19 protein-coding genes are annotated in these 21638 nt (G+C 70.3%); all 19 read right to left on the minus strand.

What is annotated here, in order from left to right; translation table 11 throughout:
* Positions 1-19: 19 nt before the first annotated feature.
* On the minus strand, positions 20-1609 hold the full coding sequence (gene atpA / locus U5640_RS14180; RefSeq protein ID WP_340376163.1) for a F0F1 ATP synthase subunit alpha: 1590 nt from the start codon (positions 1607-1609) through the stop codon (positions 20-22).
* Positions 1610-1755: 146 nt separating this feature from the next.
* Positions 1756-2571 carry a F0F1 ATP synthase subunit delta gene (locus U5640_RS14185; protein WP_340376164.1) on the minus strand — a complete coding sequence of 272 codons (816 nt, stop codon included), beginning with the start codon at positions 2569-2571 and terminating at the stop codon, positions 1756-1758.
* Positions 2568-3113: a F0F1 ATP synthase subunit B gene (locus tag U5640_RS14190; RefSeq protein ID WP_055635048.1), complete on the minus strand. Its 546-nt coding sequence runs from the start codon at positions 3111-3113 to the stop codon at positions 2568-2570. Before U5640_RS14190 ends, U5640_RS14185 begins: the two co-directional genes overlap by 4 nt.
* Positions 3114-3154: 41 nt before the next feature.
* Positions 3155-3403 (minus strand): ATP synthase subunit C, encoded by a 249-nt coding sequence (locus U5640_RS14195; protein ID WP_030610088.1) that lies wholly within the window; start codon positions 3401-3403, stop codon positions 3155-3157.
* A 73-nt stretch (positions 3404-3476) separates the two neighbouring features.
* Positions 3477-4298 (minus strand): F0F1 ATP synthase subunit A, encoded by an 822-nt coding sequence (gene atpB / locus U5640_RS14200; protein WP_133917182.1) that lies wholly within the window; start codon positions 4296-4298, stop codon positions 3477-3479.
* Positions 4299-4523: 225 nt separating this feature from the next.
* Positions 4524-4979: a hypothetical protein gene (locus U5640_RS14205; protein ID WP_340376165.1), complete on the minus strand. Its 456-nt coding sequence runs from the start codon at positions 4977-4979 to the stop codon at positions 4524-4526.
* Between the two features lie 311 nt (positions 4980-5290).
* Complete coding sequence (locus U5640_RS14210; protein ID WP_340376166.1) at positions 5291-6592, minus strand: MraY family glycosyltransferase; 1302 nt, start codon at positions 6590-6592, stop codon at positions 5291-5293.
* Between the two features lie 203 nt (positions 6593-6795).
* On the minus strand, positions 6796-8046 hold the full coding sequence (gene glyA / locus U5640_RS14215) for a serine hydroxymethyltransferase (protein ID WP_340385099.1): 1251 nt from the start codon (positions 8044-8046) through the stop codon (positions 6796-6798).
* A gap of 277 nt (positions 8047-8323) precedes the next feature.
* Positions 8324-9004 carry a protein-tyrosine-phosphatase gene (locus U5640_RS14220; RefSeq protein ID WP_340376167.1) on the minus strand — a complete coding sequence of 227 codons (681 nt, stop codon included), beginning with the start codon at positions 9002-9004 and terminating at the stop codon, positions 8324-8326.
* On the minus strand, positions 9001-9648 hold the full coding sequence (locus U5640_RS14225; protein WP_340376168.1) for an L-threonylcarbamoyladenylate synthase: 648 nt from the start codon (positions 9646-9648) through the stop codon (positions 9001-9003). Before U5640_RS14225 ends, U5640_RS14220 begins: the two co-directional genes overlap by 4 nt.
* A 67-nt stretch (positions 9649-9715) precedes the next feature.
* The gene (gene prmC, locus U5640_RS14230) at positions 9716-10561 is read right to left on the minus strand and encodes a peptide chain release factor N(5)-glutamine methyltransferase (protein ID WP_340376169.1); all 846 of its coding nucleotides are present in this window, start codon (positions 10559-10561) and stop codon (positions 9716-9718) included.
* A gap of 36 nt (positions 10562-10597) precedes the next feature.
* Positions 10598-11674 carry a peptide chain release factor 1 gene (prfA, locus tag U5640_RS14235; protein ID WP_340376170.1) on the minus strand — a complete coding sequence of 359 codons (1077 nt, stop codon included), beginning with the start codon at positions 11672-11674 and terminating at the stop codon, positions 10598-10600.
* Positions 11675-11782: 108 nt separating this feature from the next.
* Complete coding sequence (gene rpmE, locus U5640_RS14240) at positions 11783-12007, minus strand: 50S ribosomal protein L31 (RefSeq protein ID WP_067247864.1); 225 nt, start codon at positions 12005-12007, stop codon at positions 11783-11785.
* A gap of 281 nt (positions 12008-12288) precedes the next feature.
* Entirely contained in the window at positions 12289-13419 is a 1131-nt protein-coding gene (locus U5640_RS14245; protein ID WP_340376171.1) for an LCP family protein, read from the minus strand.
* Between the two features lie 169 nt (positions 13420-13588).
* Positions 13589-15406, minus strand: coding sequence for a trypsin-like serine protease (locus tag U5640_RS14250; RefSeq protein ID WP_340376172.1), 1818 nt, complete (start codon positions 15404-15406; stop codon positions 13589-13591).
* A 226-nt stretch (positions 15407-15632) separates the two neighbouring features.
* Positions 15633-17648: a transcription termination factor Rho gene (rho, locus tag U5640_RS14255; protein WP_340376173.1), complete on the minus strand. Its 2016-nt coding sequence runs from the start codon at positions 17646-17648 to the stop codon at positions 15633-15635.
* Between the two features lie 406 nt (positions 17649-18054).
* Entirely contained in the window at positions 18055-18999 is a 945-nt protein-coding gene (gene thrB / locus U5640_RS14260; RefSeq protein WP_340376174.1) for a homoserine kinase, read from the minus strand.
* 242 nt (positions 19000-19241) lie between these two features.
* Complete coding sequence (thrC, locus tag U5640_RS14265; RefSeq protein WP_340376175.1) at positions 19242-20300, minus strand: threonine synthase; 1059 nt, start codon at positions 20298-20300, stop codon at positions 19242-19244.
* Between the two features lie 6 nt (positions 20301-20306).
* A complete protein-coding gene (locus U5640_RS14270) occupies positions 20307-21596 on the minus strand; it encodes a homoserine dehydrogenase (RefSeq protein WP_340385101.1) in 1290 nt (429 codons plus the stop codon).
* Positions 21597-21638: the final 42 nt, after the last annotated feature.

Consider the following 21638-nt stretch of genomic DNA (forward strand, 5'->3'; position numbering starts at 1 on the left):
GTCAGGTCCCTTCCTTACGTCACTTGGCCGCGGCCGGGGCGTCCTCGCCGAGAAGCTTGCCGTCCGAGGTCTCGAACTGCTTCTTGAAGTCGGCGATGGCGTCGGCAACAGCGGTGAGGGTGTCGTCCGACATCTTGCCGCCCTCCTTGATGGAGGTCATGAGGCCCTGCTCCGAGCGGTGCAGGTACTCCAGGAGCTCCTTCTCGAAGCGGCGGACGTCGGCGACCGGGACGTCGTCCATCTTGCCGGTGGTACCGGCCCACACGGAGACGACCTGGTCCTCGGTCGGCATCGGCTGGTACTGAGCCTGCTTGAGCAGCTCGACCAGGCGCTGACCGCGCTCCAGCTGGGCCTTCGACGCGGCGTCCAGGTCGGAACCGAAGGCGGCGAAGGCCTCCAGCTCACGGTACTGGGCGAGGTCGAGGCGGAGGCGGCCGGAGACCTGCTTCATCGCCTTGTGCTGCGCGGAACCACCGACTCGGGAGACGGAGATACCGACGTTCAGCGCGGGGCGCTGACCGGCGTTGAAGAGGTCCGACTCCAGGAAGCACTGGCCGTCGGTGATGGAGATGACGTTGGTCGGGATGAACGCCGAGACGTCGTTGGCCTTGGTCTCGACGATCGGCAGACCGGTCATCGAGCCCTTGCCCAGCTCGTCGGAGAGCTTCGCGCAGCGCTCCAGCAGACGGGAGTGCAGGTAGAAGACGTCGCCCGGGTAGGCCTCGCGGCCCGGCGGGCGGCGCAGCAGCAGCGACACGGCGCGGTAGGCGTCGGCCTGCTTCGACAGGTCGTCGAAGATGATCAGGACGTGCTTGCCCTCGTACATCCACTGCTGGCCGATGGCCGAGCCGGTGTACGGCGCCAGGTACTTGAAGCCGGCCGGGTCGGACGCCGGGGCCGCGACGATGGTCGTGTACTCCAGAGCGCCGGCCTCCTGGAGGGCGCCACGCACGGAGGCGATGGTCGAGCCCTTCTGGCCGATGGCGACGTAGACGCAGCGGACCTGCTTGTTCACGTCACCGGAGCGCCAGTTGTCGCGCTGGTTGATGATCGTGTCGACGGCCAGGGCGGTCTTGCCGGTCTGACGGTCACCGATGATCAGCTGACGCTGGCCACGGCCGATCGGGGTCATCGCGTCGACGGCCTTGTAGCCGGTCTCCATCGGCTCGTGCACCGACTTACGGGCCATGACGCCGGGAGCCTGAAGCTCCAGGGCACGGCGGCCGGACGTCTCGATCTCGCCGAGGCCGTCGATCGGGTTGCCGAGCGGGTCGACGACGCGGCCGAGGTAGCCCTCGCCCACCGCGACGGAGAGGACCTCGCCGGTACGGGTGACCGGCTGCCCCTCCTCGATGCCGCTGAACTCACCGAGGACGACGGCACCGATCTCACGCTCTTCGAGGTTGAGCGCGAGGCCGAGGGTGCCGTCCTCGAACTTCAGCAGTTCGTTGGCCATGGCCGAGGGGAGACCCTCGACCTTCGCGATGCCGTCGCCGGCAAGGGTGACCGTACCGACCTCCTCGCGCGAGGCCGCGTCCGGCTTGTACGACTGGACGAAGTTCTCCAGCGCGTCCCGGATCTCCTCCGGCCGGATCGTGAGCTCCGCCATCTGGGTTCCCTGCTCTCCTTGTTGGGCCCGAAGTTTCACTTTGGGGGGATGCCTAAACTCCCGGACTCCCCCCTGAAAGAGGTGAATCCTCTGCACGGCCCAACCAGGGCCGCTTGCGTACGTACTGCTGCGTTGTTGCGGTGCTGCTAGCTCGCCATACGGCGGGCGGCGTCCTCGATGCGGTCCGCGAGGGAGCCGTTGATCACCTCGTCGCCGACCTGCACCCTGATCCCGCCGACGACGTCGGGGTCCACGTCCAGGTTGAGGTGCATCTGGCGCCCGTAGAGCTTCGCGAGGGCGGCGCCGAGGCGTCGCTTCTGCGGGTCGCTCAGCGGCACGGCCGACGTGACGACGGCCACGACACGATCCCGGCGCTCGGCGGCGAGCTTGGACAGGGACTCGAGTCCCGCTTCCAGGCTACGTCCTCGCGGGGCGGTCACCAGGCGCGTCACCAGACGAACGGTGGCCGCGTCCGCACGCCTGCCGAGCAGGCTGCGCAGCAGCTCGCCCTTGGCCGCGGCGGTGGCCTTCCGGTCGGTCAGCGCGGCGCGCAGCTCGGTGTTGGAGGAGACGATCCGCCCGAAGCGGAACAGCTCGTCCTCGACGTCGTCGAGCGCGCCGGCCTTCTGCGCGGCGGTGAGGTCGGCGATGTTCGCCAGCTCCTCCAGCGCGTCCACCAGGTCGCGGGACTGCGACCAGCGGGACCGCACCAGGCCGGAGACCAGGTCGGCGGTGGTGCCGCTGACCTGGGAGCCGAGCAGGCGCTGGGCCAGCCCGGCCTTGGCCTCACCGGCCTGCGCCGGGTCGGTGAGGACCCGACGCAGCGACACCTCGCGGTCGAGCAGCGCGGTGACGGCGGCCAGCTCGTCGGCGAGCCGCGCCGCGTCCACAGACGTGGAGTCCGTCAGCGCGTCGAGACGCTCGCGTGCGGCTGCCAGGGCCTCGCGGCTCGCTCCGTTCATCGCGACGCCTCGGCCTTCTCCTCGAGCTCGTCGAGGAAGCGGTCGATGACGCGGCTCTGGCGGGCGTGGTCCTCGAGGGACTCGCCGACGAGCTTGCCGGCCAGTTCGGTGGCGAGCTTGCCGACGTCCTGACGCAGCGCGGACGCGGCGGCCTTGCGGTCGGCCTCGATCTGGGCGTGACCGGCGGCGACGATCTCCTCACGCTGCCGCTGGCCTTCCGCGCGCATCTCGGCGATGAGCGTGGCGCCCTGCTCCTGAGCCTCCTGGCGCAGGCGCGCGGCCTCGTGGCGGGCCTCGGCGAGCTGAGCCTTGTACTGCTCGAGCACGCTCTGGGCCTCGGTCTGAGCGGCCTCGGCCTTCTCGATACCGCCCTCGATCTGCTCGCGACGCTCTTCCAGAACCTTGTTGATGTTCGGGAGGAGCTTCTTGGCGAGGAAGCCGAAGACGATGACGAAGGCGATCAGGCCGATCACGAGCTCCGGAATCGGCGGGATGAGCGGGTTTTCCGCTTCCTCGGCCGCCAGCTGAACCAGGGGGCTCATATCAGTGCCTTTCGTCGAAAGGGGCAGTCCGACGGATCAGGTCAGGAGCTCGGGTAAACGAACGGCATGACCAGACCGATCAGGGCCAGCGCCTCACAGAAGGCGAAGCCGAGGATCTGGTTGGCGCGGATCAGGCCGGCCGCCTCGGGCTGGCGGGCGAGCGCCTGGGTGCCGTTACCGAAGATGATGCCGACGCCGACGCCCGGGCCGATCGCGGCGAGGCCGTAACCGATCGAGCCGAGGTTGCCCTTGATCTCGACGCCGGCGGCAAGGGTCTGGAGAGCGGACATGCCGGTTCTTCCTTCTCTTTCAAGGACCGGTGGGGGTTGGCCACCGGATGTCTGGATGGGGGGTGGGACTGGCTCAGTGGTGCTCGGCGAGCGCGCCCTGGATGAAGCTGCAGGTCAGCAGGACGAAGACGTAGGCCTGCACCGCCTGGATGAAGAGCTCGAAGGCCGTCATCACGATGACCATCACGAACGAGACGGCGGAGTAGGCGATGCCGATGCCGTTCAGCATGTACCAGCTGGCGATCGTGAAGAGCAGCAGGAGGGTGTGGCCGGCGAACATGTTCGCGAAGAGTCGGACGGCGTGGGTGAAGGGCCGCACGAGGAGGTTCGAGAACAGCTCGATCGTCATCGACAGCGGGAGGACCGCGCCGAGGGACTTGTCGTAGCCGGTGAAGTTCTTGAAGGCGCCGACGAAGCCGTGGCGCTTGAAGGTCAGGGAGACCCAGAGGATGTAGACGATGCCGGCGAGGACCGCGGGGTAGGAGATGATCGCGGTGACCGGGAACTGGGCGACCGGGATGATCGACCAGAGGTTCATCATCCAGACGAAGAAGAACAGCGAGACGACCAGCGGTACGTACTTCTCGCCCTCCTTCTTGCCGATCGTCTCGTAGACGACGCCGCGGCGGACGAAGTCGTAGCCGGCCTCGGCGACCATCTGGAGCTTGCCGGGGACGACCTTCGGGCGGGCGAAGGCGGCCCAGAAGAAGCCCACGATGATGATCGAGCCGAGCAGCGCCAGCAGCATCGTCTTGTTGAAGTACGTGTTGCCGTCCGCGTTGCCGAAGATCGGCTCGAACAGGAACGAGTGCAGGCCCGGAGCCGGGAAGCCACAACCGTCGAACAGGTGGCAGTCGGTCTCGAAGGCGAGCACCTGCGTCGGGTCAGCACTCACCGCGGGCTCCTTCGTCGTGGCGCATAGGTACGGCAACCTCGTTGTGTCGGCGCGGCGTACGGCCGCGTTTCGGCACGGGACTGGTGATTCGGATGTGGGGGCGGCTGTGGGGCATCTCGCCTCGCGCTTGAGCAGGCGTCAGCTGGGATGCCCGCGCCCGCGATGCCGCAGTTGGCACCGGACGATAGCAGGAGATCTCAGACGTCTTTATCCCGGCCCTACCCCTCACGACGAGTGCCCCGATTTTTCGGGCTTCTCGCCCTTCGAGGAACTCGAAGAGGAGGCCGAATCGGGTTCGACGTAAAGGATCTTGGCCTTCATGTGGGCTCGGGTCTGCGCGGCGATCCAGGCGATCGTGGCGACCACGAGCGTGATGGCGAAGGCCCGGGGGTTGAACAGCGTGGTGTTCTTGAACGCGGCCATGAAGATGAACAGCAGCAGGATCTGTGCCGCGTAGAGCATCAGGCCCATCATCTGGAACAGCTGCGGAAGCGACTTGGCGGTGCGCTGCAGGACGTAGAGGCCGATCCCCATGAAAGCGATCACGATGACCGTGCCGACGACTGCGCCGATGGCCCCCTTGCCGCCCGCGACCACGCCGCTGACGACGGCTGCGATCGCGCCGGCGGCAGCTGTGGGCACGGCGGCCTGAGCCAGGATCCGGACGTCGTTGGACGGCATGGCGGCAACTCCGCTTTCAATGGGGGCAGGGTGTCGTCATGGACGAGCGTAGTCCCGGTTCGAGGGGCGAAAGACCTCACGCCGTCCTCGGGCCAAGGGGCCGTCGCACTACGGTCCTTCGGCTGTGTCCGGGGTTCTCGTGAACCGTATCACAAACTATTTGATGAGGTCTTTACCTGGATCGTGTGCTCGCTGTCACACATGAGAGTGACAGTGCGCGTCTGTGCGGAAACGGCGCCGGGTTGTCTGGTATTGGGCAGCTTTGCCCCCGCCCGCTTCCCCCACGACTTGGCAATGCTCTAGTCAGATTCTTACCTTGCCGACCGCGAGCGAGAGCCCACGGCAGTCGCCCCGTTGACCCCGGAGACCCCGACCGCCACAGGCGTGCGCGGGTGCGGCTCGGCGCCCTCGGCGGCGGCCAGCGCGGCCTCCGCGGCCCGCTCGGCGGACCGGCGGCGACGGTAGCGCGGCGGCACGAAGGCCTCCGCCCAGCGCGGCGCACGCGGGGTGAAACGCGGCAGCAGGAGCAGCAGCAGACCGAGCGCGCTGAGGAACACCACACCGAGGACGATCCACATGGACGCCGCGTTGACGGAGTAGGCGAGCGCGCCGAACGCGATCAGCGCCGACCAGAAGTACATGATCAGCACAGCCCGGCTGTGCGAGTGGCCGATCTCCAGCAGCCGGTGGTGCAGATGCCCGCGGTCCGCCGCGAACGGCGACTGACCGCGCCAGGTGCGGCGCACGATCGCCAGGATCAGGTCGGCGGCCGGGATCGCGATGATCGTCAGCGGCATCAGCAGCGGGATGTAGACGGGCACCATCTGGTGCACGGTGGAGCGCTCGGAGCCGCCGAACAGATTGTCCGGGTCGACGTTGCCCGTGACGGAGATCGCGCCCGCGGCCAGCACCAGGCCGATGAGCATCGAGCCCGAGTCGCCCATGAAGATCCGGGCGGGGTGCATGTTGTGCGGCAGGAAGCCCAGGCACATGCCCATCAGGATCGCCGCGAACAGCGTCGCGGGGGCGGCGGCCTCGATGCCGTACGAGTACCAGATCCGGTACGTGTACATGAAGAACGCGGCGGCGGCGATGCACACCATGCCGGCCGCGAGACCGTCGAGGCCGTCCACGAAGTTGACCGCGTTGATGGTGATGACGACCAGCGCCACCGTCAGCAGGGTGCCCTGCCACTGCGTCAGCGCGACCGTGCCGACCGTCGGGATCGGCAGCCACAGGATCGTCAGACCCTGCATGACCATCACGCCCGCGGCGATCATCTGGCCGCCCAGCTTCAGCAGCGCGTCGATCTCGAACTTGTCGTCCAGGACGCCGATCAGCCAGATCAGGGCGGCTCCCGACAGCAGGGCGCGCGGCTCGTTCGACTTCGCGAAGACCCCGTTGAGGTTGGTGAGGTGGTCCGCCACCAGCAGTCCCGCGCACAGCCCGAAGAACATGGCGATCCCGCCGAGCCGCGGAGTGGGTTCCCGGTGCACGTCACGGGCCCTGATCTCCGGCATCGCGCCCGCCACGATCGCGAACTTCCGCACCGGCCCGGTCAGCAGGTACGTCACCGCGGCCGTGATGCAGAGCGTCAGCAGGTATTCACGCACAGGCTTCCCCACAGGTCTCGCTGGCCATCTCAGCCCCACACCCTAGCGATCGACTCACACAGGGCGCATATGTGTGGGGACTTCCGGGTAGCGACGATGGTTGCACGTCCGGCTGTGTGCGTGGGCGCACGGGGGCGTTTTGTGACAGCGCGCGTACCCGCTTTTCCAGCCGCCACACGCGAAGTTGGCCGGTTCCCGGTCGCTCAGCCGGGATACGGCGGGAAGGCCGCGGCCAGTTCCCGTACCTCCTCGCGGGCCCGCCCGGGCTCGACCCGGCCGCGCAGCACGCCTCCGATCAGCGCCCCGACCCCGGCCATCTCCTGCTCCCGCATCCCCTGCGTGGTCACCGCGGCGGTACCGAGCCGCAGCCCGCGCACGTCGGCGTGGGGCAGCGCACAGCAGTCCAGGACGATCCCGGCCGCCGCGAGCAGCCCCCGCGCGGAGCGCCCGTCGACGCCCAGGGGGGCCGGGTCGACGGTGAGGAGGTGGGTGTCGGTGCCGCCGGTCGTCACGGCCAGCCCCTCCCGCGCCAGCCCGGCCGCGAGCACCCGCGCGTTGGCGACGACCTGACGGGCGTACGCCGCGAACGCCTCGGTCGACGCCTCGCCGAACGCGACCGCCTTCGCGGCGACCGTGTGCATCTGCGCACCGGCCTGGGTGAACGGGAACACGGCCCGGTCCACCCGCCCCGCCAGCTCGCTCCCGCACAGCAGCATCCCGCCCCGCGGGCCCCGCAGCACCTTGTGCGTGGTGGCGCAGACGATGTCGGCGTACGGCACCGGAGAGGGCGCCGCTCCCCCGGCGACCAGCCCGATGGGATGGGCGGCGTCGGCGATGAGATGGGCGCCGACCTCGTCGGCGACCTCCCGGAAGAACGCGTAGTCGATGTGGCGCGGGTAGGAGATCGACCCGCACACGATCGCCTTGGGCCGATGGCTGCGGGCCAGCGCCCGCACCTGCTCCCGGTCGATCAGCCCGGTCTCCGCGTCCACCCCGTACGGCACGAAGTCGAACCAGCGCCCGGAGAAGTTCGCGGGCGAACCGTGGGTGAGATGACCGCCGTAGGTCAGCCCCAGGGCCAGGACGGTGTCCCCCGGCCTCAGCAGGGCCGCGTAGGCGGCGAGTACGGCGGACGATCCGGAATGGGGCTGCACATTGGCGTGCTCGGCCCCGAACAGCCGCTTCGCCCGCTCCACCGCGAGCCGCTCCGCGACGTCGACGATCTCGCAGCCCCCGTGGTGCCGGGCGCCCGGATACCCCTCGGCGTACTTGTTGGCGAGCGGCGAGCCCAGCGCGGCCAGCACGGCCGGGGAGCAGAAGTTCTCGGCGGCGCTCAGCTGGAGCGTCGACGCCTGCCGCGTCGCCTCGCCGAGCAGCACCTCGGCCATCTCCGGATCCTGCCGCCGCAGGACATCGGCGTCGGCGGCCGCAGCAGATACAGGGGTGACCGACATGACGGACTCCGGGACGTCGACGATGCCGTACGACCAATGTAGGCCCGCCCCGCCCGCCCCGCCCACCGCCTGCGACCACATCCACGCCGTCAAACCCGGGCGGACTCCGTCCACCGGGCCGGTCTTGTGCCACCTCAGGCCCGCGCCGGCACCCCTTCAGTGCCTTCACCACCGGGGCCAATCCCCAACCCACCCCTCGCACCGCCGACCCCGGCAGGCCCCCCGGGCAGCGAGCCGCTGCGCCGGACTCCGTCCATCGGGTCGGTCCCGGCCCGCCTCAGGCCCGTGTCGGTACACCCGTCAGTGCCGTCACCACCGGGTCCAGGGCCTGGTGTATCTCGTCGCCGATCGAGCGGAAGAACGGCAGGGGCGCGCCGTAGGGGTCGTAGACCTCGTCGGCCTCCAGGGTCGGGGCCAGCAGCCAGCCCCGCAGGGCCGCGGCGGCGCGGACCAGGGCGCGGGCCCGGCGGACCACGCCCTCCTCCAGAGGGGGCAGGGTGGCCGGGTCGATCGCGTTCACCAGGCGGGTGAACTCCTTCAGGGTGAAGGTGCGCAGGCCCGCGGAGTGCCCCATGGAGATGACCTGGGCCCGGTGGTCACGGGTCGCGGTCAGGACGAGGTCGGCCATGATGACGTGCTCGTCGAGCAGCTCACGGCCGGTGAACCCGGAGGGGTCCGCGCCGAAGTCGGCCAGCACGGTCTCCGCGTTGGCCTCCATCGGCGCGCCCTCGTGGCCCCAGGTGCCCGCGCTCTCCACGATCAGCCCGCCCCCCAGCACCCCGAGCCGCTGCGACAGGAAATGCCGGGTCAGCCGCTCGGTGATCGGCGAGCGGCAGACATTGCCGGTGCTGACGTGGAGGATGCGGAAGGTGTCGCGCGGAAGTCCGACGAAGGTCGTCGTGATCTCCGCGGCGCGTTCCCCGTTGCCTATGCCACGCCCCGCGTCAGGGGCTGTCAATTCGCCACCTCGAGGTCGGGTACGACCTTCCTCAGCTCGTCGGCCGTGATCGCCCCCTCGCGCAGCAGCAGCGGAACCTCGCGGCTGACGTCGACGATCGAGGAGGGGACGTTCCCGGGGGTGGGGCCGCCGTCGAGGTAGACGGAGACGGAGTCGCCGAGCATCTCCTGGGCGTAGTCGCAGTTCTCCGGCGCCGGGTGTCCGGTGAGGTTGGCGGAGGAGACCGCCATGGGGCCGACCTCGGTCAGCAGCTCGATGGCGACCGGGTGCAGCGGCATGCGCACGGCGACCGTGCCGCGGGTGTCGCCCAGGTCCCACTGGAGGGACGGCTGGTGCTTGGCGACGAGCGTCAGCGCGCCCGGCCAGAACGCGTCGACCAGCTCCCAGGCCAGCTCGGAGAAGTCCGTGACCAGGCCGTGCAGGGTGTTCGGGGAGCCGATGAGGACGGGGGTGGGCATGTTGCGGCCCCGGCCCTTGGCCTCGAGCAGATCGCCCACGGCCTCCTTGGAGAACGCGTCGGCGCCGATGCCGTACACCGTGTCGGTCGGAAGGACCACGAGCTCGCCCCGGCGGACGGCGGACGCGGCCTCGCGCAGACCGGTCACGCGGTCGGTCGCGTCGTTGGTGTCGTATCGCCGAGCCATGTCTAGCGGGCCTCCTCGTGCACGTACTGCTGGACAGAAGTCAGGTGGATGTTCGCTCGAGCGGTGCTCACGGCATCGCCCGGCGGGCCGTCGCGAAGCGGGGGCGGTTGTTGAGGTCCGGGTGGTCGGCCGCGTCGGCCCAGCCCCGCTCCTCGGTGAAGATCCACGGCACCTGGCCGCCCTGGGTGTCGGCGTGCTCGACGACGACGACGCCGCCGGGGCGCAGGAGCCGGTGGGCGGTCCGTTCCAGACCGCGGATGAGATCGAGGCCGTCCTCGCCGGAGAACAGCGCCATGTCCGGGTCGTAGTCCCGGGCCTCGGGAGCGACGTACTCCCATTCGGTCAGCGGGATGTACGGCGGGTTGGAGACGACCAGGTCGACCTGCCCGTCGAGGTCGCGGAAGGCGTCCAGGGCGTTGCCCTGGCGCAGGTCGACGCGGGACCCCTCCATGTTCTTGCGGGTCCACACCAGCGCGTCCTCGGACAGCTCCACGGCGTGCACGCTGGAGCGCGGCACCTCCTGGGCGAGGGCGAGGGCGATGGCGCCGGAGCCGGTGCACAGGTCGACGATGCACGGCTCCACGACGTCCATGGCCCGTACGGCGTCTATGGCCCACCCGACGACCGACTCGGTCTCGGGACGCGGCACGAAGACGCCGGGGCCCACCTGGAGCTCCAGGTAGCGGAAGTAGGCCCGCCCGGTGATGTGCTGGAGCGGCTCGCGCTGCTCACGCCGGGCGATGACCTCCCAGTAGCGGGCGTCGAAGTCGGAGTCCTTCACGGAGTGCAGTCCGCCGCGCTTCACGCCGTGCACGAACGCGGCGAGCTCCTCCGCGTCGTTGCGCGGCGAGGGCACGCCGGCGTCGGCCAGCCGCTGGGTGGCCTGGGCCACCTCCGAGAGCAGCAGGTTCACGCAAGTCCTCCGTGGTGGTACTCGTACGTGCCGTTGTTACGCGGCGGCGAGCTTCGCGGCCGAGTCCGCGTCGACGCAGGCCTGGATCACCGCGTCGAGGTCGCCGTCCAGGACCTGGTCCAGGTTGTACGACTTGAAGCCGACCCGGTGGTCCGAGATGCGGTTCTCCGGGAAGTTGTACGTGCGGATCTTCTCGGAGCGGTCGACGGTGCGGACCTGGCTGCGACGGGCGTCGGCGGCCTCCCGCTCCGCCTCCTCCTGTGCCGCGGCGAGGAGCCTGGAGCGCAGGATACGCATCGCCTGCTCCTTGTTCTGCAACTGGCTCTTCTCGTTCTGGCAGGAGGCGACGACTCCGGTGGGAATGTGCGTGATGCGCACCGCGGAGTCGGTGGTGTTGACGGACTGGCCGCCCGGTCCGGAGGAGCGGTAGACGTCGATGCGGAGGTCGTTCGGGTTGATCTCGACGTCGACCTCCTCCGCCTCCGGGGTCACGAGGACACCGGCCGCGGAGGTGTGGATCCGGCCCTGGGACTCGGTCGCCGGCACGCGCTGCACCCGGTGCACGCCGCCCTCGTACTTCAGCCGCGCCCAGACGCCCTGACCGGGCTCCGTCGCCCCCTGGCCGCCCTTGGTCTTGACGGCGACCTGGACGTCCTTGTAGCCGCCCAGCTCGGACTCGGTGGCGTCGATGATCTCGGTCTTCCAGCCGACGCGCTCGGCGTAGCGCAGGTACATGCGCAGCAGGTCGCCCGCGAACAGGGCGGACTCGTCGCCGCCGGCGCCGGCCTTGATCTCCAGGATGACGTCCTTGTCGTCGGACGGGTCCCGGGGTACGAGCAACAGCCGCAGTTTCTCGGTGAGTTCCTCGCGCTGCTTGTCGAGTTCCTTGACCTCGGCGGCGAAGTCCGGGTCGGCGGCGGCGAACTCGCGCGCGGTCTCGATGTCGTCGCCGGTCTGCTTCCAGGAGCGGTACGTGGCGACGATCGGGGTGAGCTCCGCGTAGCGCTTGTTCAGCTTGCGCGCGTTGGCCTGGTCGGCGAAGACCGACGGGTCGGCGAGCTTCTTCTCGAGGTCGGCGTGCTCACCGACCAACTCCTCGACTGCCTCGAACATGATGGGCTCCTGGAATGCTGTGGCGTGGATGAAGGCGAACGACCAAAAACGCCGGTCCCGGCGCACCCCGGGCGGGGGCACGGCCGTGGACCGGCGATATGGGGCTCGCTACTTCTTGGAGCCGGCGGCAGCCTTGCCGAAGCGGGCCTCGAAGCGGGCCACGCGGCCACCGGTGTCGAGGATCTTCTGCTTGCCCGTGTAGAACGGGTGGCACTCGGAGCAGACGTCGGCGCGGATCGCACCGCTGCCGATCGTGCTGCGGGTGGTGAACGACGCGCCACAGGTGCAGCTGACCTGCGTCTCGACGTATTCGGGGTGGATCTCGCGCTTCAAGGTGTCTCCTAGTTTCGGGAGGGCGCCGGGTCGCTGCCGCGGGATACGGAAACGTGAACCGGAGCCGACGTACCAGTCTGCCAGGACTGGCGCCATCCCCCAAAACCGGGGGTGGCCGTCGTCTATTCCCCGCGGGCCGGTGGCGACCCGGCCGGGACTCGTCGCGCAGTTCGCCGCGCCCCTCATGAGCCGCGCCCCTCGTGAGCCGCGCCCCTCGTGAGCCGCGCCCCTCATGAGCCGCGCCCCTCATGAGCCGCGCCCCTCATGAGCGGCGGTCGGCCCTACGGCGTCACGATCCCCGCCGCCTCCCCGGTCGCGTTCCCCTCGGTCGCCGCCGCCGGGACGGGCTCGTCGTTCTTCAGGGCCGTCCAGACCTGCTGGGCCTTGGTCCGCAGGACGACGACCCGGTTGGGGTCGGCCGGGTCGTAGCGCACCGGCATGGTCACCATGTGCATCTTCGACGCGCTGATCCCCTTGAGGCCGTTGACGAAGGACATCAGCGCGTTGACGGTGCCGAGGTCGGAGTCGGTGGTGACGGCCTTCGTCGCGGTGTCGGCGAGGTCGTACAGCTTCTTCGGGCTGGTGAACAGACCGACGTGCTTGACCTGGGTGACCAGCGCCTTGACGAACGCCTGCTGGAGCTGGATGCGGCCGAGGTCGGAACCGTCGCCGACGCCGTGCCGGGTGCGGACCAGGCCGAGGGCCTGCTTGCCGTCGAGCCTGTGGGTGCCGGCCGTGAGGCGGAGATGGCTCTCGGGGTCGTCGATCGCCTCGGTGGTGGTGACCCGGACCCCGCCCAGTTCGTCGATCAGCTTCTCGAAGCCGGCGAAGTCGACCTCGAGGTAGTGGTCCATCCGCAGGCCGGTGATCGACTCGACGGTCTTCACCGCACAGGCCGCGCCGCCCGTGGTGTACGCGGAGTTGAACATCACGCCGTTCGCGGGGTCGTGCCTCACTCCCTGCGGGTCCGTGCACGCCGGCCGGTCGATGAGGGTGTCGCGCGGCAGGGAGACGACACTGGCCCGCTTGTGACCCTCGTGGACATGGATGATCATCGCGGTGTCGGAGCGGGCGCTGCCGTCGTCGGTGCCGCCGCCGAGCCTGCGGTTGGAGCCGGAGCGGGTGTCGGAGCCGAGGACCAGGATGTTCTCGGAGCCGTTGCCGGCCTTCGTGGGCCGGTCGGTGCCGAGGGCCTGGTCGATGTCGACGCTCTTGATGTTGCCGTTGAGCTTGAAGTACAGGTAGCCCGCGCCGGTGCCGCCGAGGGCGACGATGCCGGCCGCCGTCCACGCCGTGATCAGCAGCCCCTTGCGCCGGCTCCGCCGTCCGCGGTGCCTCGGGCCGCTGTCGTGCTCACCCGTCGGGCCGGTCTGGCCCGGTGTGCCGGGCTCCGGCGTGTGCTCGGCGGACATGTGCTCCTCTGTTCTCGTGCAACCTCACCATCGTCGCCCCGCCGGGTCGGACGGGGAAACTCGGGACAGCGTTGCACGACGCCCTGTGCCCGACCGGTGGCTGACCGGGCACGGGGCGTGGCGCGCGGAGCGGGGGGCGCCCCCCGCTCACCTGCGCTTTCGGCGGAACTCAGCCGAACAGGTCGTACTGCTTGAAACTGGTACCGAGCGACACTCTGGTGGCGAAGATCTCGCTCGTGGCCTTGCCTGTGCCCTTGTACAGGTAGAGCGTGCCGCCTGGCGTACGGGCCAGGAAGTCGGCCCTGCCGTCGCCGTTGACGTCGCCGACCGCGTCGAAGGCGTTGTACGTGGTGCTGCTCCAGGTGCGGACCTTGACGCGGGCCGAGAAGGCGCCCGTGCCGGCCTTGCCGGTGCCCTTGTAGAGGTAGAGCGCGCCGGTGCTCCTGTTGCGGGCGAGCAGGTCGGCCCGGCCGTCGTTGCTGAGGTCGCCGTGCCCGCGTACGAGGTTGTACTGGTTCCAGCCGGTGCTCACCTTGACCCGCGGGGCGAAGGTGCCGTTGCCCTTGCCGGGGTAGATCCACAGGACGCCGGCGGAGTCGACGGAGAGCACGTCCGGGAGCGCGTCGCCGGTGACGTCCCCGGGAGCGACGATCGCGAGACGCGACTTCCAGTTGTCACCGATCAGCTTGGTGGCCCAGCTGTCGGTCGAGCGGACGTAGTGCTTCCAGAAGACATCGCCGTCGGAGGCGCGGCGCACGATCAGGTCCTGGTAGCCGTCCCGGTCGAGGTCCGTCTGCAGGATGAGGTTCTTGCCGCTGAAGGAGCCCCAGGAGTGCCGGGAGGCGAGCGAGGTGCCCTTGGAGTCCAGCTCGTAGCCGGTCTTCGTGGCGGAGTTGCGCACGAAGAGGTCGGCCTTGTGGTCGCCGCTGAGGTTGGTGTCGTCGACGCGCGGGTAGGCGGCGGCGACATACGTGGTGAGCTTGGTGAAGACGCTGTAGGCGCCCGCCGCCACGCAGTCCTTCACGCCCCACGACACGACGCCCACGACCTTGCCTCCGACGACCAGCGGGCCGCCGGAGTCGCCGTTGCAGGCGGAGGTGGTGCCGGTGTCGGAGCCGGTGGCGGGCTCGCCCGCGCACACCATGTGCTTCGCAATGAAGTCGCCGCCGTACTCGCCCGAGCAGGTGGCGTCCGACTGGATCGGCAGCGTGGCCGTCTTCAGGGTGTCGGAGATGTCCTGGCTGGTGGAACTGGTCCGGCCCCAGCCGAAGACCTGGGCGGTCCTGGCCGCCGCGCCGGTGTACGACGCGGTGTCACCGGCCGTCGTCATCGGAATCGGCTTCACCTTGACCGGGTTCGGCAGGGTCAGGATCGCGAGGTCGTTGTCGATGGTGTAGTCGTCGTACGACGGGTGGTTCCACTGCCGCCAGACGCTGCTGGCGGTGCCGCCGTGCAGGTCGGCGCCGCCATCGGAGGTCTCCGTCAGCAGCTGCGCGGTGCCCGTGACGACGAAGCCGTGCGCCTTCCAGTCGTAGCCGGCGACACAGTGCGCGGCGGTGAGGACCTTCGTCGGGGCGACGACCGCGCCCCCGCAGAAGAAGCCGATGTCGTCGCTGGTGGTGGCGGTGCCGCGGTCGTCGCCGTACCAGAGCTGGGCCATGTAGGTCGCGGTGGTGAGGGTCGTCGTCGAACCACCGATGATCTTCGGGTCGACGGTGGTGGAGCTGCTGCCCGTGCTCGCGCCGAGGGACGACCTGGACGTCCTTCCCGGGGTGTCGTCGGCGGCGAGCGCGGTCGACAGGCGTGCCTCGATCTCGGACGTCGACAGGGTGCCGCGCGCGGGCGGCGCGGGCGGCGCGGTGGCCGCTCCCGCCGACGTGGTCAGGAACACGGCGGCGACGGCGGCGGCCAGACCCGCCGCGGCGACGGGCAGCGCGATCCGTGTCCGTCGTCTGTGCCGTCGGCTCCCGGACGTGGGTGTACCCACTCGAGTCCCCCCTAGGGATCAGAAGTCTGAGCTTCGGTCCCGGCTCGAACGGCCGACCGAAGGGCGCGATCGTAACAACGCCCACCAGCACGCCGAAGGGCCGCCCCCTACGAAAGGGAGCGGCCCCGGAGGCGCCCCTTCAGGGGCGCGGGGAACTGCGTGACGAGCCACCGACGGCCCGCGGTGAGCCGACGTCCGCAGCGGGTCGGCTCACGCGGCGGAGCGGTCAGTCTCCGTTGCCGGGCGACGGGGTCGTCTTCTGGATCTGCATCAGGAACTCGGCGTTCGACTTGGTCTGCTTCATCTTGTCGAGGAGCAGTTCGATCGCCTGCTGCTGGTCGAGGGCGTGCAGCACCCGGCGCAGCTTCCACACGATGCCCAGCTCCTCGGCACCGAGCAGGATCTCCTCCTTGCGGGTGCCGGACGCGTCGACGTCCACCGCCGGGAAGATGCGCTTGTCGGCGAGCTTCCGGTCGAGCTTGAGCTCCATGTTGCCGGTGCCCTTGAACTCCTCGAAGATCACCTCGTCCATGCGGGACCCGGTGTCCACCAGGGCGGTGGCGAGGATGGTCAGCGAGCCACCGTCCTCGATGTTGCGGGCCGCACCGAAGAACCGCTTCGGCGGGTACAGGGCGGTCGAGTCGACACCACCGGACAGGATGCGGCCGGAGGCCGGGGCGGCGAGGTTGTACGCACGGCCCAGACGCGTGATCGAGTCGAGCAGCACGACGACGTCGTGGCCCAGCTCCACCAGACGCTTGGCGCGCTCGATGGCCAGCTCGGCGACCGTGGTGTGGTCCTCGGCCGGGCGGTCGAAGGTCGAGGAGATGACCTCGCCCTTGACCGACCGCTGCATGTCGGTGACCTCTTCCGGACGCTCGTCGACGAGGACGACCATCAGGTGGCACTCGGGGTTGTTGTGCGTGATCGCGTTGGCGATCGCCTGCATGATCATGGTCTTGCCGGTCTTCGGCGGGGCCACGATCAGACCGCGCTGGCCCTTGCCGATCGGCGACACGAGGTCGATGATCCGGGTGGTCAGCACGCCCGGGTCCGTCTCCAGGCGGAGGCGGTCCTGCGGGTAGAGCGGGGTCAGCTTGTTGAACTCCGGGCGGCCGCGGCCGTGTTCGGGCGCCATGCCGTTGACGGAGTCGAGGCGGACCAGCGCGTTGAACTTCTCGCGCCGCTCGCCCTCCTTGGGCTGGCGGACCGCGCCGGTGAGGTGGTCGCCCTTGCGCAGGCCGTTCTTGCGGACCTGGGCGAGGGAGACGTAGACGTCGTTCGGACCGGGCAGGTAGCCCGAGGTCCGGATGAACGCGTAGTTGTCGAGGATGTCGAGGATGCCCGCGACGGGGATCAGGACGTCGTCGTCGGCGAGCTGCGGCTCGACGGTACCGATCTCGTCGCGCCCGCGGCGGCCACGGCGGTCGCGGTAGCGGCCGCGGCGGCCACGACGGCCGTCACCGAACTCGTCGTCGTCCTGCGGACCGGTGTTGCGGTCCTGACGGCTCTGCTGCTGGGTCTGCTGGCCGCGCTGCTGCTGGCCGCCCTGCTGGTCGTCACCCTTGCCGCGGCGGTCGCTTCGGTCGCCGCGGTCACGGCCGCGGTCCCCGCGGTCGCCCCGCTCACGGCGGCCCTGGCGGCGGCCGTCGGCCTCGCCGGCGTCGGCGGTGGTGCGGGCCTCGGCCTGCGGCTGCGCGGGCGTCTCGGCCTTGGGCTCGGCCTTGGCCTCGGCGACGACGGTCTCGGCGCCGGAGGCGGTCGGGCTGCCCGCGTCGGCGGTGGCCCGGCGACGGCGGCGCTCGACGGGAGCGTCGTTGCTGGCCGGCTGGCCGGGGATCTCGATCTGCTGCTGGGCCACGGCCTTCTCGGCGGGGGCCTCGGCCTTGGGGGCGGCGTCCGCCTTCTTCTCGGCGGCGTCCTCCCCCGCGCGGGCCTTGGTGGCGGCGCGGCGCTTGGGCTTGGTCTCGGCGGCCGGGGCGTCGGCCTTCGCCGGGGCGGAGCCTCCGGCGGCCTGCGCCTCCTTGATGACCTCGATCAGCTGGCTCTTGCGCATCCGCGCGGTGCCCCTGATGCCGAGGCCGGATGCGACCTGCTGGAGCTCGGCCAGCACCATGCCCTCGAGGCCGGTACCGCGGCGCCGCCGGGAGCCGGCACCGCTGGCAGGCGCGGAGGCGTCCGTGGCGGGCGCGGCAGCGGTCTCCTCGACACGTGCGCCCATCAGATCGGTGGTGTCGCTCACGAAGGGTCCTTCCCTGGAGCGGACGTCGGCCTGTCTGGCTCGGCGACCGGTTGTGCTGTCCGGCTTCGGTCCATGCTCTGGCGAAGCCGGGGCGGTGGTCCGCCACAACGGCGGAAGAGAGATTTGCTGGTGATGGCGCTTCCGCGACAAAGCGTGACACCCAGTGTCACGTGGCGTGGTAGCACCGATTCCGGAGCGTGCCCTGCGGACCGCTCAGCGCCGGTGTACGGCGTACTGCCCAGATACGACGTACGGAGCGCAGTGCGGCTTGGGGAGCTCCCGGAAGAATGTCTGTCCCGGACGGGGACACGAAGCACCTCGCCATGGTGGGGTCGGGTGCAGACTTGAGGTTAACACTACCGGATCCAACAAACATTCCCCCTCTCGAAATCCGGCAACCGTGCACTTAAATGTCGCCGGAGTGCGTTTCACCAGCGGGAGCGAGCGGCAGAACACTCGCCCCCTGCAGGTCCAGGGCCAGGCGGTTCGCGGCCCAGTCCGCGCCCGCCAGAGCCTCCACCTTGTCGGCCGTACCCGCGTCGGCGAGCGCCATCACGGTGGGGCCCGCGCCGGAGATCACCGCAGGAATTCCGTCGGCGCGCAGCCGCTCCACCAGGGCGGCGCTCTCCGGCATCGCGGGAGCGCGGTACTCCTGGTGCAGTCGGTCCTCGGTGGCCGGCAGCAGCAGCTCGGGGCGCCGGGTGAGGGCCTCGACGAGCAGGGCGGCACGGCCCGCGTTGGCGGCGGCGTCGACGTGCGGCACGGTGCGCGGGAGCAGGCCGCGCGCGGTTTCGGTCAGGACCGGCTTTCCGGGGACGAAAACCACCGGAACGATGGAACCGGCGGGCTCCATCCTGATCGCCCGCGCGGCGCCCGCCTCCATCCAGGAAAGCGTGAATCCGCCGAGCAGACAGGCGGCGACATTGTCGGGGTGGCCCTCGATCTCGGTGGCGAGTTCGAGCAGACCGGCGTCGTCGAGCCGGGACTCGCCGCCTATGGTCACCGCGCGCGCGGCGACGATGCCGGCGCAGATCGCGGCGGAGGAGGAGCCGAGGCCCCGGCCGTGCGGGATGCGGTTGGCGCAGACGATCTCCAGGCCGCGCGGCTGGCCGCCCAACACGTCGAAGGCGGTGCGCAGGGAGCGGACGAGGAGGTGCTTCTCGTCGCGCGGCAGGGTGTCGCTGCCCTCGCCCGCGATGTCGATGTGCAGCCCGGAGTCGGCCACCCGGACGACGACGTCGTCGTAGAGCCCCAGCGACAGGCCCAGGGCGTCGAAGCCGGGGCCGAGGTTGGCGCTGGTGGCGGGGACGCGCACCCGTACGGGGGCGGCGCGGAAGGCGGGACCGGCCATCTCTCGATGACTCTCCTTGAGCTGCGTGACTGTCGAATGACATGCGATAGATACGTGACGACCCCGGGGCCGCGAGGGCGACACGACGCTGCGGCATATGCAGCGGGCGGGTTCGGTACAGCCTATCGAAGGAAGGTTCTGCGGCGACATAGGGCGCACAGGAGGCGCACGATGCGTGTCGTAAGCCCCCTGTGCATCCCCTACGGGGTTAACCCCGCGTCGACCAGGTGCGCGAGGCGGTCCTAGGCGAGACCCAGGCGGCCCGCTGCCGCCGCCGCGTCGACCGGGACGACCACCGGACGCGGGGCGCCCTCGGTGGCCCAGCCCGGGTCCTTGAGGCCGTTGCCGGTGACCGTGCAGACGATCCGCTGGCCCGGGTCGACGTCCCCGCGCTCGGCGGCCTTCAGCAGACCGGCCACGGACGCGGCGGACGCGGGCTCCACGAAGACACCCTCCTGAGCGGCCAACAGCCGGTAGGCGCGCAGGATCTCACGGTCCGTCACCTCGTCGATGAGACCGCCCGACTCGTCCCGCGCGGCCAGCGCGTACTGCCAGGACGCCGGGTTGCCGATCCGGATCGCGGTGGCGAGGGTGGAGGGGTCCTTGACGACCTCGCCGCGCACGATGGGCGCCGAGCCGGAGGCCTGGAAGCCCCACATCCGGGGCGTCCGCGAGGCGATGCCGTCGCCGGCGTACTCCTTGTAGCCCTTCCAGTACGCGGTGATGTTGCCCGCGTTGCCGACCGGCAGGACATGGATGTCCGGGGCGTCGCCCAGCATGTCCACGATCTCGAAGGCGGCGGTCTTCTGTCCCTCGATGCGCACCGGGTTGACCGAATTGACCAGCGCGACGGGGTAGTTGTCGCTCAGCTGCCGGGCGAGCGTGAGGCAGTCGTCGAAGTTGCCGTCGACCTGGAGGATCTGCGCGCCGTGGACGAGGGCCTGCCCCATCTTGCCGAGCGCGATCTTGCCCTGCGGCACGAGCACGGCGGAGACCATGCCCGCGCGGACCGCGTAGGCGGCCGCCGAGGCGGAGGTGTTGCCCGTTGAGGCACAGATGACCGCCTTGGCGCCCTCCTCCTTGGCCTTGCTGATGGCCATGGTCATCCCGCGGTCCTTGAAGGACCCCGTCGGGTTGGCGCCCTCCACCTTGAGGTGGACCTCGCAGCCCGTGCGCTCGGAGAGCACCTGCGCGGGCACGAGGGGCGTACCACCCTCACGGAGCGTCACCACGGGAGTGCTGGCGGACACCGGCAGCCGATCCCGGTATTCCTCGATGATTCCGCGCCACTGGTGGGTCATTGCTGGTTACTCTCCTTCAACCCGCATGATGCTGGCGACACCCCGCACGGTGTCGAGCTTGCGCAGCGCCTCGACGGTCCCGCTGAGGGAGGCGTCGGACGCGCGGTGGGTGACGACGACGAGGGAGGCCTCGCCGTCCTTGCCCTGCTGCCGGACGGTGTCGATCGACACCCCGTGCTCGGCGAAGACCGTGGCGACCTGGGCGAGAACGCCCGGCTTGTCGGCCACGTCCAGGCTGATGTGGTACCGGGTGACGACGTCACCCATCGGCGACACGGGCAGGGCGGCGTACGACGACTCGCCGGGCCCCGTTGCCCCGCTGAGCCGGTTGCGGCAGACGGCGACCAGGTCGCCGAGCACGGCGGAGGCGGTGGGGGCACCGCCGGCACCGGGGCCGTAGAACATCAGCTGGCCCGCCGCGTCGGACTCCACGAAGACGGCGTTGTAGGCGCCGCGCACGGAGGCGAGCGGGTGGGTCAGCGGAATCATGGCGGGGTGCACGCGCGCGGTGACGGAACCTCCGTCGGCGGCCCGCTCGCAGATGGCGAGCAGCTTGATGGTGCAGCCCATGTTCTTGGCGGAGGCGAAGTCGGCCGCGGTGACCTCGGTCATCCCCTCGCGGTAGACGTCGTCGAGGCGCACGCGCGTGTGGAAGGCGATACCGGCCAGGATGGCGGCCTTGGCGGCGGCGTCGAAGGCCTCCACGTCGGCGGTCGGGTCGGCCTCCGCGTACCCGAGGGCGGTCGCCTCGTCGAGGGCTTCCTGGTACCCCGCCCCCGTGCTGTCCATCTTGTCGAGGATGAAGTTGGTCGTCCCGTTGACGATGCCCATCACCCGGTTGATCTTGTCGCCGGCGAGGGACTCCCGCAGCGGCCGGATCAGCGGAATGGCCCCGGCGACGGCGGCCTCGTAGTACAGGTCCTTGCCGTGCTCGTCGGCGGCGGCGTGCAGCGCGGCCCCGTCCTGGGCGAGCAGCGCCTTGTTGGCGGAGACGACGGAGGCGCCGTGCGCGAAGGCGGTGGTGATGAGCGTCCGCGCGGGCTCGATCCCCCCGATGACCTCCACCACGACGTCGATGTCCCCGCGTTTGACGAGGGCGGTGGCGTCGGTGGTGACGAGGGAGGGATCGATGCCGTCGCGCACCTTCGACGGCCGCCGCACGGCCACCCCGGCGAGCTCCACCGGGGCGCCGATCCTCTGGGCGAGGTCGTCGGCGTGCGTCGTCATGATGCGCGCCACCTCTGAGCCGACCACTCCACAGCCCAGCAGCGCCACCTTCAGCGGACGCGTACGCATCATCCGACCTCGTTTCCTCATACCGTCTACGGTTGGACCAGT

This window comes from Streptomyces sp. SS7 (assembly GCF_037993025.1).
GTDB lineage: Bacteria > Actinomycetota > Actinomycetes > Streptomycetales > Streptomycetaceae > Streptomyces.

What these genes read in the sequence shown, in the direction of transcription:
- atpA (WP_340376163.1), bottom strand. Translation starts at nt 1,609, where the DNA reads ATGGCGGAGCTCACGATCCGGCCGGAGGAGATCCGGGACGCGCTGGAG.
- U5640_RS14185 (WP_340376164.1), bottom strand. Translation starts at nt 2,571, where the DNA reads ATGAACGGAGCGAGCCGCGAGGCCCTGGCAGCCGCACGCGAGCGTCTC.
- U5640_RS14190 (WP_055635048.1), bottom strand. Translation starts at nt 3,113, where the DNA reads ATGAGCCCCCTGGTTCAGCTGGCGGCCGAGGAAGCGGAAAACCCGCTC.
- U5640_RS14195 (WP_030610088.1), bottom strand. Translation starts at nt 3,403, where the DNA reads ATGTCCGCTCTCCAGACCCTTGCCGCCGGCGTCGAGATCAAGGGCAAC.
- U5640_RS14205 (WP_340376165.1), bottom strand. Translation starts at nt 4,979, where the DNA reads ATGCCGTCCAACGACGTCCGGATCCTGGCTCAGGCCGCCGTGCCCACA.
- glyA (WP_340385099.1), bottom strand. Translation starts at nt 8,046, where the DNA reads ATGTCGGTCACCCCTGTATCTGCTGCGGCCGCCGACGCCGATGTCCTG.
- U5640_RS14225 (WP_340376168.1), bottom strand. Translation starts at nt 9,648, where the DNA reads ATGGCTCGGCGATACGACACCAACGACGCGACCGACCGCGTGACCGGT.
- prfA (WP_340376170.1), bottom strand. Translation starts at nt 11,674, where the DNA reads ATGTTCGAGGCAGTCGAGGAGTTGGTCGGTGAGCACGCCGACCTCGAG.
- U5640_RS14245 (WP_340376171.1), bottom strand. Translation starts at nt 13,419, where the DNA reads ATGTCCGCCGAGCACACGCCGGAGCCCGGCACACCGGGCCAGACCGGC.
- thrB (WP_340376174.1), bottom strand. Translation starts at nt 18,999, where the DNA reads ATGGCCGGTCCCGCCTTCCGCGCCGCCCCCGTACGGGTGCGCGTCCCC.
- thrC (WP_340376175.1), bottom strand. Translation starts at nt 20,300, where the DNA reads ATGACCCACCAGTGGCGCGGAATCATCGAGGAATACCGGGATCGGCTG.
- U5640_RS14270 (WP_340385101.1), bottom strand. Translation starts at nt 21,596, where the DNA reads ATGCGTACGCGTCCGCTGAAGGTGGCGCTGCTGGGCTGTGGAGTGGTC.